The following is a 17,701-nucleotide window of genomic DNA, read 5'->3' as shown; positions in this document are numbered from 1 at the left end:
AGCAGGATATGGATATCGCCAGGACTTCGATCGAGCGGCCGCTCTATACCTGGCTGATCGTGGTCGTTTGTTTGTTAGGGGGCATCTGGGGCTTCAACAGCCTGGGTAAGCTGGAGGACCCTTCGTTCACCATACCCAATGCCATCATCAATACCCAATACCCTGGTGCGACCGCCCAGGAGGTCGAAGAGGAGGTCACCGAGCGACTGGAGATGGCGATCCAGGAGCTGCAGCAGATCGACGTGATCGAGTCGCTGTCGCTACCGGGACGCTCCGAGATCGAGGTGGAGGTGGCCTCGACCTATCGCAGCCATGAGCTGCCGCAGATCTGGGATGAGCTGCGGCGCAAGGTCAACGATGCCCAGGCGATATTGCCGGAGGGTGCCTTGGCCTCGCGGGTCAACGATGACTTCGGCGAGGTCTATGGCATTTTCTATGCCGTGACGGCGGAGGGCTACTCTCACGACGAGATCCGGGATATCTCACACTTTCTTCAGCGTGAGGTGCTGACTGTGCCCAACGTGGCGAGGGTCACTACCGCTGGCGAAAGGGAAGAGACGATCTACATCGAGATTCCCAACGAGCGCCTGACCACCCTGGGAATTCCGGTCGATCACGTCATCAATACCATCCAGACGGAGAACAGGGTCACCGATGCCGGGGCGATGCGTATCGGCGACGGCCATGTCCGCATCGTCGCCCGTGCCGGCGTGGATAGCGTGGCCAATATCGAGGCGATTCGCATCGGCCGGCCCGGTACCACCGAGCAGATCTCCCTGGTCGATATCGCCGAAGTCTATCGCCAGCCGGTGGAAGTGCCGGGGCATGTGATACGCCACAACGGCGAGCCGGCCTTCACCTTGGCGGTGGCGGGGGTGGCCAAGGCCAATATCGTGGAAGTGGGCAATGCCGTCGAGCGTCACCTTGCCTCGCTGGAAGGGCGAATTCCCCTCGGGGTCGAACTCCATCCCATCTATGAGCAGCACCATGTCGTCGACGATGCAATCAATGACTTCCTGATCAACCTGGCGATCTCGGTCACCATCGTGATTGCCGTACTCTGCCTGTTCATGGGCTGGCGGGTCGGCATGGTCGTCGGTGCCTCGCTGCTGCTGACGGTGCTCGGCACGCTGTTCTTCATGTGGGTGTTCTCCATCGAGATGGAACGGGTTTCCCTGGGTGCGCTGATCATCGCCATGGGCATGCTGGTGGACAACGCCATCGTTGTGGCCGAAGGCATGCTGATCAACATGCAGCGTGGCAAGTCCGTCAAGGAGGCTGCCAGTGATGCGGCCGGGCGAACCCAGGCCCCCCTGCTGGGGGCCACCGTCATCGGCATCCTGGCCTTCTCCGGCATCGGCCTTTCCGACGATGTTACCGGTGAATTCCTGTTCTCTCTGTTCGCGGTGATCGCGATCTCGTTGCTGCTGAGCTGGGTGTTGGCCATCACCGTCACTCCCCTGTTCGGCCATTATCTGTTCCGCGGTGCCGACATCGAGGACGACAGGGACCCTCATGGGGGGCTGATCTATCGCCTCTATGCCCGCTTCCTCATGGCTGCGGTTCGCCTGCGCGTAGTGACCGTGGGGCTACTGGTTGCGTTCACGGCAGCCTGTGTCTGGGGGTTTACCCTCCTTTCGCAGTCGTTCTTTCCCGACTCGAACACACCGATGTTCTACGTCAATTACCAACTGCCTCAGGGCAGCGACATCCGCGCCACGCAGCGGGATGCCCGGGGGATCGAGACCTATCTATTGGAGAAGGACGGTATCGAAGCGGTATCGACCTTCATCGGTCGTGGGGCGACTCGGTTCATGCTGACTTATGTTCCCGAGCAGCCGGACCCCGCCTATGCCCAATTCGTGGTAAGGGCAGATAGTCTGGAGCGAATCGCCGAGCTTGACCCTGTTATCGACGCCAACTTGCAGGCGGCCTATCCCGCGGCCCGGGTCCGAACCGAGCGAATCCAGTTCGGGCCCGGTGCCGGGGCTCAGGTCGAGGCACGCTTCCACGGCAGCGATCCTGCCGTCTTGCGTTGGCTGGCCGATGAAGCCGAGGAGATCATGCGGGCCAATCCCGCGCTGATCGACGTGCGTCATAACTGGCGCGAGCTGGAGACGGTGGTCGTGCCCACCTTCAACGAGGAGCGCGCAAGAATGGCCGGCGTCAGCCGTGATGAACTGGCCCAGACCCTCGAGTTCGCCTCTTCCGGGGTGCGTGCCGGTACCTATCGAGAAGGCGACAACCTGATACCGATCGTGGCGCGCCCGCCCGAGAGCGAGCGTCATGATGTCTCGCGGCTGATCGACCGCCTGGTCTGGAGCAGTGCCGAGCAGCGCTTCATTCCCATCGCCCAGGTGGTCGATGCCTTCGAGACCCAGAGCGAGGAGGCGCAGATACATCGCCGCAACCGGGTGCGCACGCTGACGGTGCAGGCCGAGCCGGGGGCAGGGCAGACCGCAGCGGGCGCGTTCTCGACGGTGCGTGCCGACATCGAAGCCATGGCGTTGCCGCCGGGCTATGCGCTCTCCTGGGGCGGTGAGTACGAGAATTCGACCGACGCCCAGGAATCATTGGCCCGGCAGCTGCCGCTGAGCTTTGTCGCGATGCTGCTGGTGTCGATACTGCTGTTCGGTAAGCTGCGCCAGCCGTTGATCATCTGGCTGGTGGTGCCGATGTCGATCTGCGGCGTGGTGATCGGACTGTGGCTGACCGGGCTGCCTTTCTCGTTCACGGCTCTGCTGGGCATGCTCAGCCTGTCGGGCATGCTGATGAAGAACGCCATTGTGCTGGTCGATGAGATCGATGCCCAGATCCAGTCCGGCAAGGAACGCCTGGGGGCGCTGATCGATGCCAGCATCAGCCGCCTGCGCCCCGTGGCCCTGGCGGCCGGCACCACCAGCCTTGGCATGCTGCCGCTACTGGCCGATGCCTTCTTCAACAGCATGGCGGTAACGATCATGGGCGGCCTGGCCTTCGCGTCGTTGTTGACGCTGATCGCTGTGCCGGTGCTCTACTCGCTGTTGTTCGGCATTCCCTATCGTTGTGCCAGTTCCTGTGCCGACAAGGGAGAGGCGGCCGAATCCGGCGCGTGACCCGCTGACCCGGCGAAAAGAAATACATCCGTCTCGTCGGTGGGCACACAGGTGCTTCTTTCGGGCTGAAGGTAGGGGCGCAGGATCGGCTCCATGCCCTTGAGTACCTGCACCGGAAGCGCCGAGGTGAAGCGGAAATTGTCGGACTCACTGCCTGCGACATAGGCGGTGAGGGTGCCGAAATGATCGTCACCGAGATAGAACACGAAGGTGGCGGTGCGATTGCGTGCCCGGGAGTCGATGACCTGGCCGCCTCGGGTCACAGTCTCGATACGGTTGTCTCCGGTGCCGGTCTTGCCGCCCAGGGGCAGGTCGGACCCATCCTCCAGGGTAAAGCTGCCCTGAAGTCGTCGGGCGGTGCCCCCATCCACCACGCTGGAAAGCGTTTCACGTAGGGTCGCCGCCACTTCAGGCTCCATCACTTGCTGGGCGTGTCGATCAGAGTGGCGAAAGCGGGTTTCGTAAGGCGTGTCGGCCGCGAAGTGAAGTTCGTCGATGCGCAGTGTCGGCAAGCGCACCCCATTGTTGAGGATGATGCCCATCAGCTCGGCCAGGGCTGCTGGACGGTCCCCGGAAGAGCCTACCGCGGTGGCGAGCGAAGGAACGAGATGCTCGAAAGGGTAGCCCAGGCGCTCCCAGCGTTGATGGATGTCGAGGAAGGCCTCGACTTCCAGCATGGTACGGATACGAACATCCCTGGCGCTGCGGTGACGGGTCTTGAACAGCCAGCCGTACACCTCCTGGCGCTCCTGCTGGCTGGCGGCGGCGATATCGAAGAAGCTCGCTTCTGGGTAATCCATCAGATAGCCGAGCAGCCACAGCTCAAGAGGGTGGACCTGTGCGATATAGCCCTGGTCCGACAGCGAGAAGCTGCCCGGCGCATGGCGTTCATAGAGCTCGTTGATCGGCTGTTGGCTGAGCGGAGTGCCGCTGGGCAGCCACTCGGCGAGGAAGGCGGCAAAGGTGATGCGGTCGGCCTCGGGGTACAGGTAGCGGTGAACCGCCGCCAGGCGTGGCGCGGTAATTCGCAGGCCGCCGAGGAAGACCGCCATGCGCTCGTTGCTGTCCAGGTTGCGATACTTGCGCCAGAAGCGCTGCAGGAAGACGCGGCCTTCGCGGTCGGCAAAGCGTTGCAGGTACTCCAGCCGGCGGGGGTCCCTGTCGTCCTCGAGCAGCTGGCTGCGATGCTCGTTACGGTGGGTGCTGTAGCGGACCAGATCCCGCAGCAAGCGGATGAATGGCAGGTTGAGCGACTCGCGCATGGCTTCCTTCAGCGTCGGGTTGCGTCCGTTGTCTTCACGTCGGAAATTGCTGAAGGTGTGGCGCCCGCCGCCGGTGAAGTAGGCCTCGCTGGGGCTGGCGGAATAACGGCGATCCATGGCGGCATCGAGCAGCTCCGCCAGGGAGAGGTCGGGCCGGTTGGCCAGGCTGTCGACGACCCAGCGGCTGAGAACGTCCTGGCGGTCCAGCTCGACCCGTCGCAGCGATTCCGCCGGTTCGCCGGCGTAGCGCCGGTGGAGCTCGGCGATGACTTCCAGATAGGTGGCGAGCACCCTGAGCTTGGCAGTGGAGCCGAGCTCCAGCTTGCTACCCTCGTTGATATCGAAGGGCTGGCCGGTATTGTCGGTCTGTACGCGGACGCGGAAGCTGTCCTCGCCGCGCTCATAGAGCGTGAAGCTATAGCGCACCTCCTGGGTTTTTTCCGGGGACAACAGGCGATCGCCGAACAGGCCGATTTCGCTGGCGAAGTCAGGGTCGGCCAGGCGGTGCAGATAAGCCGTGACCTGCTCCTGCAGTTCGCCGTGCAGCGTTGTTCGAGCACTCAGGTCGAGCCTGTCCAGGTCGTAGAATGACTGGCCCAACAGGCTTCCGAGGCGGCCACGAGCTGTCTGCAGCCCCTTGTCCTGCTCGATCCGCAGCCCCGCCGGGTCGAGGCTGAAATTGCGAAAGGTCAGGCGCTGAGCGAGAGCCGTGTCGCGTAATTCGGGAGCGATGATGCCGTCGTCGGCGAGAAGCCTGAGGTAGCTGTCCGTGAGTTGTTCCAGCGCCTGGCGACCACCGTTGAGGTACCAGGAGGGCCGTCGCTGGGCAATCATCAGCGCCACGATCTGGCGCAGGGCCAGGCCTTTCTGCGCCAGATCATCGTCCCGACTGCCGCTCGCCACCAGCTGGCGATTGAAGCTATCGAAGTCTTCGCCGAACCACACCCAGAGCGCATCGCCGATGCCGTGGACCTCGCCGTATCCAGGAGCCGCTGCCAGCGGCACCGAGTTGACGTAGTCCAGCGCTACGTCCTGGCGCGCCGACAGTGTCTGGGGGCCATGACGGTAACTACGCACGCTGGCCGAGATCATTTGGCGCAGCTTCTCCATGGGTGACCCAGTCAGGCCGTCGGGCGAGTGGCGGTACTTCTCCAACTGGGTGGCAAGCGTGCTACCGCCGGAAGACTGGCCGGAGACATCCAGCGCTCTGCCGACCTGGGATACCGCGGCCATGGTGAACCGAGGCCAGTCGACGGCTGGATTGGCATACGGCGTGCTGTCATCGAGCAGGTGACGATTCTCGATGAACAGAAGAACCTGCACTATCAGCGGTGGGACGGCGTCGAAATGGGGGTAGTGGCGCTGCGGATGACGAAATGAGTAAAGCATTTCCCCGCGACACTCAAGCAGGGTCAGGCCGGCTTGTGTCTTCTCCGCATAGGGTGGGAAGAAACCGCGCTTGGCATACTCCAGCAGGGAAGGGGAGAATCGTGCCTGTTGGGTTACCTCGTAGCCTTTGCCCAGCAGGCGCGTCTCGATAGTGGGCAGTTGGGTATAGCCCAGTCGCTGGTCGAAGGGCCCATGACTGGGATACAGAATGCGGTCGCTCTGTCCCGGAGCGAGTGTGTAGCGCAGGGTACCCGCATAGCGCGATAGCTCCTGGGCCTGGAAGTGGGAAGTGCGTGCTTCAGCCACCAGAAGGGTGGCCAGGGTCACGGCGAACAGGGCCAGCAGAACCGCCAGCACGATATACAGTAGCCGGTGGGACCTGGCCGGCACAGGGGCCGGCTCGAGCGACGGTTCCTCGATGAACAGGGATGCCTTGCGGCCTGATGCGTCTCTCTCGATCCAGGACGCAGCGGATGAGTTCTGGCGTGACGAACCATCGTACGATGCCATACACCCCTTCCTCTGCCGTTTCTCCCTCTTCTTCTTGTAGCCTAGTTCGCCGCGAGAAATACAGTAGTTTTACCAACGGTAAGAGAAATGTAATTGTCAGGCAGAAAAAACGGCCCTCTGGGGCTGTCCGAGAGATGGAGTCGCTAGTCGGCGAGCCGCTCTGCCGTCAGGCGCCTCGATAGATACCGAAGTGAGTGAGGCCGCGGTCGAGCAGGTGCAGGACCTGCATTCGACTCATCACGCCCTGATCGCAGTAGAGCAGGTAGCGGCGGTCGCCCGGCAGAGACTCGGCCTGTGCCTGAAGCTCGTAGAAGGGGATCTGCAGGCACTCGACGCTCGGGAGCGTCAGTGGAGTCGAGTCACGCTCGGCGTCGGGTCGAATGTCGATCACGCTGACATTCTTTTCTCGAGCCAGCTCATGGGCGCTCTGCACGACATGAAGCAACGGCTCCGGTGTTGTCAGCTGTTCCAGTAGCCGCTCGGAGCGGGTCATGCTGACGCGCTCGATGGCGTTATCGAGTACACGAAAGTCGAAACGCTGTTCGGCAGCTACTACTCGGGGGCGCTGTGCCTGGGTGTTGGGGCGCTGGGAAATGGCTCCGCAGACTTCCGGCATCACCTCAGCGAAGCGAGCAGTGCCGATTCGACGAGCAGTATCGATGATGTCCTGCTTGTCCTCGGCGATCAGCGGGCGAAGAATCGGCAGGTCGCTGGCCTCGTCTATGAGGGCGAGGTTGGTCAGGCTCTGGCTGGATACCTGGGCGATGGCGTCGCCGGTGACCAGCATGGGTATGCGGGCGCGAGCGGCGATACGACTGGACGCCCGCATCATCATCCGCTTGAGGACGACGCCGATCAGGCCATCGGGAATGCTGCGTTGAAGCTCGTCGACGACCCCCTCGAAGGGCACCGAGAAGAAGTGCACCCGGTGCGAACGTCCATAGGCTTGCCAAAGGTGGTGACAGACTTCACGAACGGCTGGTTCATGGCCGGCGCCACCCAGGTCGAAGAACAGGAAGTGAGACTTGATCCCGCGCCGGATCATCTTCCAGGCGGCAACCGGAGAGTCATAACCGCCCGAGATCAGCGTCATCGCCTGGCCTTGCACGCCCAGCGGATAGCCGCCCAGGCCGGGTCGGCTGCGCCGAACCAGTCGCATTCGGTCGTCGATGACATCCACCCGTACATTGATATCCGGTCGACCGAGGTTGACCCGGGCGCTGGGCACGGCGTCCAGCAGGGCCTGCCCCAAGTACCGCTCCATCTCTTCGGAGGTGAATTCATGTTGGCCTCTGCGTTTCACGGTGACGCGAAAACTGCGGTCAACCAGAGACGCCTGCCAGGCTGCCAGCAGATGCTGCGCGGTATCGTCGAAAGAGAGGAGCGGCAGGTCATCGACGCTCTGCACCTCGTGTATACCAGGGATGCGGGTCAGGGCAGCCTCCACCTGGCGACTCCATTCCGGGACCGCCGTTTCCGGCAGTTTGACATGCAGGGCATCCCAGCTCCCCTGGACTTGAATGCCTTCGCCCAGAGGGCGCAGTACGTTGCGTACATTGCCGACCAGGCAGCGGATCATCTGGCGGCGGACGGAACGGGACTTGATGGTGATCTCGGGAAACAGCTTGAGCAAGTAGTACATTGGCAGAGTTCTTGTAAAAGAATCGTAAAATCAAGTGTTTGCCCATTGTAGCAGAGCGAGGGGGCGTGCTGACAGCCAGGCATTCCTGTGTCGTGAAACAGCATGCCCGGCCGAGGCCGGGCATATCATCGGGTGGAGGCTGGGGCAGTGCCCGGCTCAGTAGAGGGCCTGCTCCTCACTTACTACTTCCTTGAGCAGTTCAAGAAACAGTTTGTCGGCTTCGGAGTGATCGGCGGGGTCTTCGGGAATATGGATGCCGGTAGTGTCGGAGATTTCGTTGGCGATACGAGATACCACACCCTCCTGGCTGTCCTCGCCCAAGTGACGCCTTGCGATGGCAAGCGACTGCTCGAGGATCTGCGGCTCCTGAAGGAGCTTCTTGATGAACCCACGCAATTCATTGATCACGCGAGTCTTTTGAATTTCCGATGCGGACATGGCGGTCTCCTTGTGATGATTGCCGTGTCGGTGATGGCCTGACGATAGCATGTTTGACGGCGGTCGGGAGAGGCCAGTAAGGGGAGTCGCGACACGGTACAGGTTCCCCCCGAATCGTCACCGGGCCGTGCCTGACCCGAAGAGTGGCGGAAAATTGAAAGAGCGTTTACACGGAATCTGTTGGACAAAATGTCAAGCTCGGTTACGCTATATTACAAAGAGGCGCGCATCAGTAAAAAGGTTGTTTTGGTCCATACTTTGTCGGCTGGCACGCTTAGCGCTGAAATGGATTGAGATAGCACTGAGGTAGGTGGCCCATCAGGACAAGTATCAGGTACCTCAGGTTAGGGTATTGAGAAGTGATATGAGACCAGGGTGCGACATAAGTCGGACAATGCGACATAAGTCGGACAAGCGAGCGGCAGCGTAGTACTGTGGCTGACCGCTTGTTTTCCGTGCCGACATCACGCGATGCGCGCGATAGCACAGATTTCGAAAGGGAATCGGGAAAGGATGCACCACCCGAGTTGTCCGGGTGAGCCCCGAAATAACAACAAGTCAAAAATATTTCTAGCCGGACCAGCCTGCATGGCGGGCGTCCGATCTCATGAAAAGGGAACACCATGAAAAAGAATACTGACTTCTCGCGTGCCCGCCTTCTGGCCAAGGCCGTCGTACTGAGCTCGTCGTTGACCCTGCTTCCAATTACTGCTGCCGTGGCGCAAAGCCTTCCTCCGGGTATGGCTTCTCCGGGGGCTTCCGACCTGCAGCAGGTCATTCGTCAGGCACTCACCACCAACCCTGAAGTACAGGCAGCCTGGAACGGGCTGAGTGCTGCCGGAAACGATGTGGGGGTGGCTCGCGGCAACTACCTGCCCAGTATCGATGTATCGGCCGGCATCGGCCGTGAAGATACCCAAGGGGATGGGCGCGGTAGCTACGAGACCGATTTCGCCGAGCTGACGCTGAACCAGATGATCTATGATGGTTTCGCCACGCGCAGCGAGGTTGAGCGTCTGGACCGTGCCAAGCTGGTGCGCTACTACGAGCTGCTGGGTGCCAGCGAGAACGTGGCGCTCGAAGCGGCGCGTGCCTATCTGGATGTCAGCCGTTATCGGGACCTGGTGCGTCTGGCCCAGGACAACTATGCCGAACATCAGCGCGTCTTCCGACAGATCGAAGACCGGGTGCGTTCTGGCGCAGGGCGTGGGGTCGACCTCCAGCAGATCTCTGGTCGCCTGGCGCTGGCCGAGTCCAACCTGATGACCGAAGCCTCCAACCTGCACGATGTGACGGCACGGTACCAGCGGATCGTGGGCTCCCTGCCTGCCGAGAACCTCGCCCCGGCGCCACAGCTCGATGACCGCCTGCCGCCGTCGGTGGCCGACGCGGTCAACATGGCCTTCGAGGGGAATCCCGACTTCCATGCCGCCATCGAGAATATCGAGGCGTCGCGCGCCGAACAGGCGGGTACCCGGGCGGGGTTCCAGCCCAGGCTGGACCTGCGAGGCCGTACCGGCACCAACAACGAAAGTGGTATAGCGGGGCGTCGCGACCAGCACAGCATCGAGCTGGTCGCGAGCATGAACCTGTACCGTGGTGGCAGCGACCTGGCCTCCTTCCGTGCCGCCAGCGACCGTGTCGAGCAGTCGATCAACTTGCGCGACAAGGCGTGTAACGATGTCAGACAGACCACCCAGATCGCCTATAACGACACTCAGCGACTGCGCGAACAGATGCAGTACCTGAATGAGCATCGCCAGTCCATCGACCGTGTTCGCGGTGCTTACCAGCAGCAGTTCGATATTGGAGAGCGTACGCTGCTCGACGTGCTGGACAGCGAAAACGAATACTTCGAGGCTAGCCGCGCCTACGTGAACGCCGAATATGACGTCGTGCTCGCCGATGCCCGCACGCTGGCAGCCATGGGGCAGTTGATGCAGGTGCTGGGTGTGGCGCGTGATGACATGCCCACTCTCGCGGAAATGGGCAGCGACGGTGTCGAACTCGATCCCAGCGTGATCTGCCCGGTGCAGGGCCCCGCCGGCTTTACCCTGGCGGACCTGACCGGTGGGGCGGACCTCCCGGCACCTGTCCGGGTGCCGGATGTCACCCTGTCCGCCGATGCCCTGTTTGCCGTGAACAGTGCGGATCTGACTCCGAACGCCAGGACCGAACTCGATGCGCTGGTCACCCAGATTCGCAATCGGGAAAACCTCGGCGGCGTCTTCATCGCTGGCCATGCCGACAGCACCGGCACCGATGCCATCAATGACCCTCTGTCACAGCGCCGTGCAGATAGCGTTGCCGACTACCTGGCCAGCCAGGGCGTGCCGCGCAACCTGATCGAAACGCGGGGTTACGGTTCCCGGCAGCCCATTGCCAGCAACGACACGACTCAGGGGCGTCAGCAGAATCGTCGTGTAGAGGTAACCCTGGAAACTCGCCAGGAGAATGCCAGCCGCCTTCAGCAGCAGGGGCCGCAGGCCGAACCCGTGTTCGGCAGCGTGTCCAAGCCTGATGCGCGGAAGCCGGAAACGGCCGAGCAGGCGATCGAGGCACCCCTGGGCCTCTATGTCAACATCCCGCAGGGTTTGGCTGACATCGAACGCACCAATATTGCAGCTATCGTGCCGGAACATGCCGTGTTCCTGCAGGTCGCAGCGCTGTCACAGGAGGAATCGGCGCTTGGCCTGCGTGATGAGCTGAGCCGCGTGCTGGATCGTCCAGCCACCCTCGCCAGCAGTTCCGGCTTGCACCGGGTTCGTCTGGGGCCGATCGACTCTCGCGAACTGGATGAGCTCCAGACCCGGCTCGACCGGATGGGGTATCACGACGCCTATGCGGTGCGTGGCTAGTCACGAGCGATGCTCTCCCTATGAGCCCGGTTACGGCCGGGCCATTGCCTGATGTCAGGCCGCACGTCCGCTGCAGCCTGCATCGCTCCCGCTTTCGCAAGAGGTGGCTGTGACCCTACAGGAAAATTTTGAACCGGCACCGGAGTCGGCGCGGTCCGCAGTGCACGACGAACTGCTCGCTTGCCTGCAGAGTATCGCCCTTGCGCATGATCACGGTGTCACTGACGAGTCCCTGACGGCGGGCCTACCGCTCGAAGACGGCAGGCTCACGCCCGGTGTCTTTCCTCGTGCAGCCAGTCGGGCCGGCATGACGGCAAGAATCGTCAAGAGCCGCCTGATACAACTCAATCCTGCGCTCTTTCCTGTCGTCCTGCTGCTTGAGCCGGGCCGCGCCTGCGTGCTTGTCGCCCTGGATATCAAGAAACGACAGGCTCAGGTGATCTTTCCCGAACTGGGAGAGGCAGTCGCCGAAGTCAATCTCGATGGCTTGCTCGACAGTTACAGCGGCCAGGCCATCTATGTGCGTCCCCGTTTCCGTTTCGATGAGCGCGGACCTGAAGTGAAGCAGCAGCGGGCTCGCCACTGGTTCTGGGGCGTGATCCGTGAGAATCGCAAGCTCTACCGCGACGTCATCATCGGCTCGTTCCTGATCAACCTGTTCGCCGTGGCGATGCCGCTGTTCGTACTCAACGTCTATGATCGGGTGGTCCCCAATCAGGCGACCGAGACGCTCTGGGTCCTGGCCGCCGGTATCTTTGTCGTGCTCTGTTTCGACCTGGTGCTTCGCTTGATGCGCAACGCCTTCGTCGACCTCGCCGCCAGCCGAGCCGACGTCAAGCTTTCGTCCTCAATTATGGCCAGGGTGCTGGGCCTGCGCATGGAGGCGCGACCGGCCTCCACGGGCTCCTTTGCCGCCACCCTGCAGTCCTTCGAATCGGTACGGGCCTTCATCGGCTCTGCAACGGTGGTCTCCCTGGTCGATCTGCCGTTCGTGTTGCTGTTTGCCGGCATTATCGCCCTGATTGGCCCGCCGCTTGTTCTGCCCGTCATTGCCGGCATCCTGTTCGTCCTGCTTTATGCCATGGCTGCGCAGGGCAAGCTGCATGAGCTTTCCGAGACGACGTGGCGGATCGGTGCGCAGCGCAATGCCACCCTGGTGGAGTCGATCTCGAACCTGGAAACCGTCAAGACGCTGCGTGCCGAGAGTCGTATTCAGGGCTCCTGGGAGAAGGCGAGCGCGTTCCTGTCGCGTACGTCAGCCCAGTTGCGCCTGGTCAGCTCCTCGGTGTCCAGCGTCGCCCAGTGGGCGCAACACAGCGTCGCCGTCAGCGTAATCATCATCGGCGTCTACCTGATCATCGATGGCCAGTTGACCCAAGGTGGCCTGATCGCGGCCTATCTGCTCTCGTCCCGCGCCATGGCACCGGTCAGCCAGGCCGCGGCGCTGCTGGCTCAATATCACCAGTCATCCACGGCTTTGCAGTCGCTCAATGGCGTAATGGAGCGCCCGGTGGAGCGGCCCGAGGGCAAGCAGTTCATCAGCCGGCCCGTCATCCGCGGTGAGATCCGCTTCGATAAGGTGACGCTGCGCTATCCGGAAGAGGAGCGCGATGCCCTGCGCGATATCTCCCTGAAGATCGAGCCTGGCGAGAAGGTGGCGCTGCTGGGCCGGGTGGGATGTGGCAAGTCGACGCTGAACAAGTTGATGCTGGGGCTCTACCAACCCACTGGCGGGGCCATCCTGGTGGACGGGGTCGACATTCGCCAGTTCGACCCTATCCAGTTGAGGCGACATATCGGCTACGTTCCCCAGGATGTCAGCCTGTTCTTCGGTTCGTTGCGTGACAACGTGGTGGCGGGTGGGGGCAGCGATGGGGTGGACGACGAGGCGCTGCTGCGTGCCCTAGAACTGGCCGGCCTGCAGGGTCTGGTCAACTCTCACCCCCACGGCGTCGACCTGCAGGTGGGCGAACGAGGCCAGTCGTTATCCGGCGGCCAGCGCCAGGCCGTTGCCATTGCCCGTGCGCTGGTGCACGACCCCCAGATACTGCTGCTGGATGAGCCATCCAGCTCCATGGACCACGCCAGCGAGGAGAGCTTCAAGGCGAGTCTCCAGTCCTATGCCCAGGGCAAGACCATGATCGTCGTCACACATCGGACGTCATTGCTGTCGCTGGTCGATCGTATCATCGTCATCGACGCCGGCAAGGTGGTCGCCGACGGTCCTCGCGACAAGGTGGTCGAGGCCTTGCGCAAGGGGCAGATCGGGAGGGCCAGCTGATGGCGAAGGCGAAAGGGCCAACGGCCGAGCAGCAGGGGTTCGAGGCGATCGGGCGCTTTTCAGAGGTGGGCGGCAAGCCGTTTCGGCCGTTCATCGACCGGCTCTTCTCCCGACGGGTCACGTCGGCCCACCTCAATCGCGATTGGGCCAGCGACGCCGACTGGGCGCGCATGCAGCAGGATCCGATTCGGGCGCGGGCGTTCCTCTACACCTTTGCGCTTGCCGTGGCAGCGCTGGTCACCTGGGCTTACTTCGCGTCCATCGACGAAGTGACGCGCGGTACGGGGAGGGTCATCCCCTCCAGTCAACTGCAGAAGGTCCAGTCATTCGACGGCGGTGTGGTCCAGGAGATCCTGGTTCGGGAAGGGCAGATGGTCGAGGCGGGAGAGGTATTGATGCGCATCGATCCCACCCGCTTCGTGGCAAACTTCCGCGAGAACCGGGCCCAGGCGCTGTCGCTCAAGGCCCGGGCCGAGCGTCTCCGTGCCTTGATAACGGATACCCCATTCGATCCGGATGAGGACCTGCGTACCGAGGCGCCCCATATCGTGGCCCAGGAACGCGAGGTTTACGAGAGCCGCCGTGAAGAACTGCGCGAGCAGGAGAGCATCCTTCGGGACCGTATCCGCCAGCGCGAGGAGGAACTCAACGAGGCGAAAGCCAGACGAGACACGGCCCAGCGCGAAGCCAACATGGCCGGCCAGGAACTGAACCTGACCCGACCACTGCTGCAGTCCGGGGCTGTTTCAGAGGTAGACATCCTGCGGTTGGAACGGGAGGTGTCGCGGGCCACCGGTGAGCGCAACCAGGCGGCATCGGCGGTGGCAAGGCTCGAAGCGGCGGTGGAAGAGTCGAGGACACAGCTGCGTGAAGTGAGTATCGAAAGGCGCAGCGACTGGCGCAACGATCTAGCCCAGACCCTGGGTGATCTCAATGCACTGGACGAGTCGAGCGCCGGTCTCGAGGATCGGGTGCGTCTTGCCGAGGTGCGTTCCCCTGTCAGTGGCGTGGTGCAGCGCCTGGCGATCAACACCATCGGTGGCGTCGCACAAGCCGGCCAGGAGGTGGTGGATATCATTCCCAGCGATGACCAGCTGCTAGTCGAAGCGCGAATCGCCCCCCAGGACATCGCCTTCCTGCGTCCCGGGCAGCCCGCCACTATCAAGTTGACCGCCTACGACTTTGCCATTTACGGCGGATTGCAGGCCGAACTTGACCATATCAGTGCCGATACTATCACCGACGATGAAGGCAACACCTATTACCTGGTTCGTGTGCGGACGCTCGAAGGCGAGGAGCTCGCGAGCGAGCTGTCGGTGATACCCGGCATGACCGCTCAGGTTGATGTCATGACCGGAAAGCGCACCGTGATGCAGTATCTGCTCAAGCCTGTCCTGCGGGCATGGAGCGACTCTATGGGAGAACGTTGATGGTACATTTCTTCGTTTGTCACGGACGCGACGAGATTCCTCGCTGGCGCATGGCTTTTCCCGAGTCGAGCTGGGTAGGGCCGACACAGGCGATGGAACGGGTGGGGCGAGGTGATCTGGCATGGGTCATGAGTAACCTCGACGGCTGGGAGACGCTTGTCCGGGGGCTCGCTGACCGGGGTGCCATCCTGGTCGTACTGAGTTACACCCCGGACCCTGCTGAAGCATCGTCAGCCCTGAATGCCGGTGCTCGCGGCTATGCCCACGCGCTTTCGCCTGCGGCACTGCTGCGTCAAGTGGCGCTTGTCACGACCAATCAGGGCATCTGGGTGTTGCCCGAACTCTTGACCAGCGTGGTCGGGGGCACCTTCAAGGCGCTGGGAGGCAGGGCGCGGATGCAAGGTGACGTTCTGGCAGCGTTGACCGAACGGGAGCGGGCGGTGGCTGTCGCCGTGGCCGAGGGCAGGACCAACAAGGAAGTCGCCCGTGAACTCGATATCACCGAGCGGACCGTCAAGGCCCACCTGGGCGCGATATTCCGTAAGCTTGGCATTCGCGACCGCATGCAGCTGGTGCTGCGGCTTTCACAACAGGAAGTCGTTAGCGCCGATCCCAGTCACTGATTCGCGCCGTTTTTCCCCTGCTGCTCGTTATTGCGCCCGCCCATCGTGTCGGGCGCTTCTTATTTGTGTCCCCTGTCCATCGGTCCAATATCAATGCAACGTTTCGTAACCTAATGTGACAGCATAAGCCAGTAATGGGCCGGTCCGAATGAGCCAGGCCGATCCGTTCAGGCACCGATAATGATCAAGTTCGCAGGGAGTCACCACATGAGCATTGCTACTGTCGTATCCATTTCCGGTCAGGCCTGGGCGCGTGATGCCGATGGCAACATGCGAGAGCTACGTGTTGGTGACACCCTGGCTGAGGGCGAGTCGCTTATCACGTCGGATAACGGTCGCGTTGAGCTCGATTTTGCCGATAGCCTGGAGCCGACCGTCATCGAGGGTGGTCAGGTCGTTGCCATGACACCCGAACTCGATGCCGACCTGCCTGTGGACATAGGTGAGTTCAGCGCCCTGGATGAAGACCTGGAGGCCCTGCTGGCCGCCCTGGACGACGATGAGCTCGACCTGCTCGACGTGCTTGATGCTACCGCGGCCGGTGCTGGTCCGGGCGGCGGCGCCGATGGCGGCCACAGCTTCGTCCAACTGGCCCGTATTGCGGAAAACGTCGACCCGCTGGCGTTCGAGTTTGGTATGGGAGCCTTCGAAGAACCGCCGGAAATTGAAGGGGCGGGGCTGTTGGTTGCTGAAGCGGATGAAGCAGAAGGAATAGAAGAAGTAGAAGAAGTAGTTGCACCCACTGCCGGTGAAGCCAGTCTCCTCCTTTCCGATGAGCTGTTGAGTGCAGAGGGTGGCTCTACGGCATCAGGCGTGCTGCCCTTCAGCTTTGGTTCCGGAAGCGGTGGCAGTGTCAGTTTTGCGGACATGGATGGCGTCGAAAGACAGGTAGGCCAGGAAACCCTGATCTTCAGCTGGGATGCCGGCACCAATACGCTTACGGCCTTCTCACCAGCGCGTGAACTCAATATCTTCACCCTAGAAGTCAACCCCAGCACGGGGGCTTTCACTGTCACCCAGATCAACAACCTCCTACATGAGGAAGGTCTGGATGAAGCCTTGGTCGGACTGACCTATACGGTAACGAGCGAGAGCGGAACGGCGACGGGCACACTTAACCTTACCATCATGGATGACGTGCCGAGCCTCGAGCTGGGCGACGTCGACCTGAGTGAAGTGGCCCTGATCACCTACGATCAAGAGACCGCTGACGGCACCTCCATCGCCACCGGCAGCGTGGCCGTAGCCTTCAACGCCGCGGTCGATGCCAGCTACGGCGCCGACGGTGCCGGCAGCACCGTGATCAGCGGCTATGCACTGACCCTGAACGACATCGAGCACGGCCTGGAGAGTGGCGGTGAGCCGATCGTCTTCGAACTGGTCGATGGTATCGTCATCGGTACCGCCAATGGCAGCGAAGTGCTGCGTATCGAGGTTGACGCCGAGAACGGCGAGGTCACCGTGACCCAGTCCGGACCGGTGGATCATCCTGAGCAAGGCGCCGATAGCATCGGCCTGCCGGCCGGCCTGGTGGGCGTGAGCGCCACCGTGACCGTGACCGACGCGGACGGCGACACCGCTACCGACACCATTAATGCCGACCTGAGCGGCAACGTCACCATCGTTGACGACCTGCCCGAAGTTGGCGTGGCAGGTGACACGCTTGCCACCGAAGGTGGTGACGTTATCGACGGTACGTGGAGCAGCGACCCCGGCGCCGACAGCGCCGGCGCCACGCTGGAAGTGCAGGTTGGCGACGAGACTCAGTTGTTGACCGGCAGCGAATCCGTCAGCTTCATCACCGAGCTGGGTGAGCTGACCGTCAACGCCGACGGCACCTGGAGCTTCGTGCCGGGCACCGACGTTGATCACAGTGACGGCAACCCGAGTCTCGAGTTCACCCTGATCAAGACCGATGGTGACGGCGACGTGGCCGAAGAGAGCCACACCATCACCCTCGAGGACGGCACCGGCCCGACGCCAGGCGACGAGGACGGCGAGGGCGGCAGCCTCACCCTGGCCCTGGCCGACGCCCAGACCGTGAACGGCAGTCACGTGGTCGATGGCCAGTTGGCCTTCACCGCTGGCAGTGATGCGATTACCACTTTCGCCTTCGGTGACACTGCTGGCCTCACGGTCACCGGACTCGACGGCGAGCTGGTGTGGACTGCCG

The 17,701-nt window shown here is 62.3% G+C and carries 9 protein-coding genes; 6 read left to right on the top strand and 3 right to left on the bottom strand.

The window, feature by feature from the left end; genetic code table 11:
- The first annotated feature begins 8 nt into the window (after window positions 1–8).
- Complete coding sequence (locus DU505_RS02730) at window positions 9–3,095, top strand: efflux RND transporter permease subunit (protein ID WP_114477476.1); 3,087 nt, start codon at window positions 9–11, stop codon at window positions 3,093–3,095.
- On the opposite strand, the gene DU505_RS02725 is transcribed toward DU505_RS02730, so the two are convergent.
- From DU505_RS02725 to DU505_RS02715, 3 genes are all read right to left on the bottom strand, one after another.
- Window positions 3,038–6,256 carry a transglycosylase domain-containing protein gene (locus DU505_RS02725; RefSeq protein WP_114477475.1) on the bottom strand — a complete coding sequence of 1,073 codons (3,219 nt, stop codon included), beginning with the start codon at window positions 6,254–6,256 and terminating at the stop codon, window positions 3,038–3,040. The genes DU505_RS02730 and DU505_RS02725 overlap by 58 nt on opposite strands.
- Window positions 6,257–6,422: 166 nt before the next feature.
- Window positions 6,423–7,898: a tRNA uracil 4-sulfurtransferase ThiI gene (thiI, locus tag DU505_RS02720; RefSeq protein WP_114477474.1), complete on the bottom strand. Its 1,476-nt coding sequence runs from the start codon at window positions 7,896–7,898 to the stop codon at window positions 6,423–6,425.
- A 156-nt stretch (window positions 7,899–8,054) separates the two neighbouring features.
- Window positions 8,055–8,336 (bottom strand): hypothetical protein, encoded by a 282-nt coding sequence (locus tag DU505_RS02715; protein WP_114477473.1) that lies wholly within the window; start codon window positions 8,334–8,336, stop codon window positions 8,055–8,057.
- Window positions 8,337–8,959: 623 nt separating this feature from the next.
- Between DU505_RS02715 and DU505_RS02710 the strand changes: the two genes are divergently transcribed.
- The 5 genes from DU505_RS02710 to DU505_RS02690 all read left to right on the top strand — a co-directional run.
- Entirely contained in the window at window positions 8,960–11,194 is a 2,235-nt protein-coding gene (locus DU505_RS02710) for a TolC family outer membrane protein (protein WP_114477472.1), read from the top strand.
- Between the two features lie 109 nt (window positions 11,195–11,303).
- On the top strand, window positions 11,304–13,475 hold the full coding sequence (locus DU505_RS02705; protein WP_114477471.1) for a type I secretion system permease/ATPase: 2,172 nt from the start codon (window positions 11,304–11,306) through the stop codon (window positions 13,473–13,475).
- Window positions 13,475–14,905, top strand: coding sequence for an HlyD family type I secretion periplasmic adaptor subunit (locus tag DU505_RS02700; RefSeq protein WP_114477470.1), 1,431 nt, complete (start codon window positions 13,475–13,477; stop codon window positions 14,903–14,905). The genes DU505_RS02705 and DU505_RS02700 overlap by 1 nt, the downstream gene beginning before the upstream one ends.
- A complete protein-coding gene (locus DU505_RS02695) occupies window positions 14,905–15,528 on the top strand; it encodes a response regulator transcription factor (RefSeq protein ID WP_114477469.1) in 624 nt (207 codons plus the stop codon). Before DU505_RS02700 ends, DU505_RS02695 begins: the two co-directional genes overlap by 1 nt.
- A 207-nt stretch (window positions 15,529–15,735) precedes the next feature.
- The coding region (locus tag DU505_RS02690; protein WP_181872706.1) for a retention module-containing protein at window positions 15,736–17,701 on the top strand (1,966 nt) is incomplete at its 3' end.

This window comes from Billgrantia montanilacus, assembly GCF_003336675.1.
Lineage (GTDB): Bacteria > Pseudomonadota > Gammaproteobacteria > Pseudomonadales > Halomonadaceae > Halomonas > Halomonas montanilacus.
Note: the sequence above shows the minus strand (reverse complement) of the source record. Positions and strands in the feature narration are given on the sequence as shown.

Excerpts from the sequence above, each read along its gene's own strand:
- DU505_RS02710 (WP_114477472.1), top strand. The coding sequence starts at position 8,960 with ATGAAAAAGAATACTGACTTCTCGCGTGCCCGCCTTCTGGCCAAGGCC.
- DU505_RS02730 (WP_114477476.1), top strand. The coding sequence starts at position 9 with ATGGATATCGCCAGGACTTCGATCGAGCGGCCGCTCTATACCTGGCTG.
- DU505_RS02695 (WP_114477469.1), top strand. The coding sequence starts at position 14,905 with ATGGTACATTTCTTCGTTTGTCACGGACGCGACGAGATTCCTCGCTGG.
- DU505_RS02715 (WP_114477473.1), bottom strand. The coding sequence starts at position 8,336 with ATGTCCGCATCGGAAATTCAAAAGACTCGCGTGATCAATGAATTGCGT.
- thiI (WP_114477474.1), bottom strand. The coding sequence starts at position 7,898 with ATGTACTACTTGCTCAAGCTGTTTCCCGAGATCACCATCAAGTCCCGT.
- DU505_RS02725 (WP_114477475.1), bottom strand. The coding sequence starts at position 6,256 with ATGGCATCGTACGATGGTTCGTCACGCCAGAACTCATCCGCTGCGTCC.
- DU505_RS02700 (WP_114477470.1), top strand. The coding sequence starts at position 13,475 with ATGGCGAAGGCGAAAGGGCCAACGGCCGAGCAGCAGGGGTTCGAGGCG.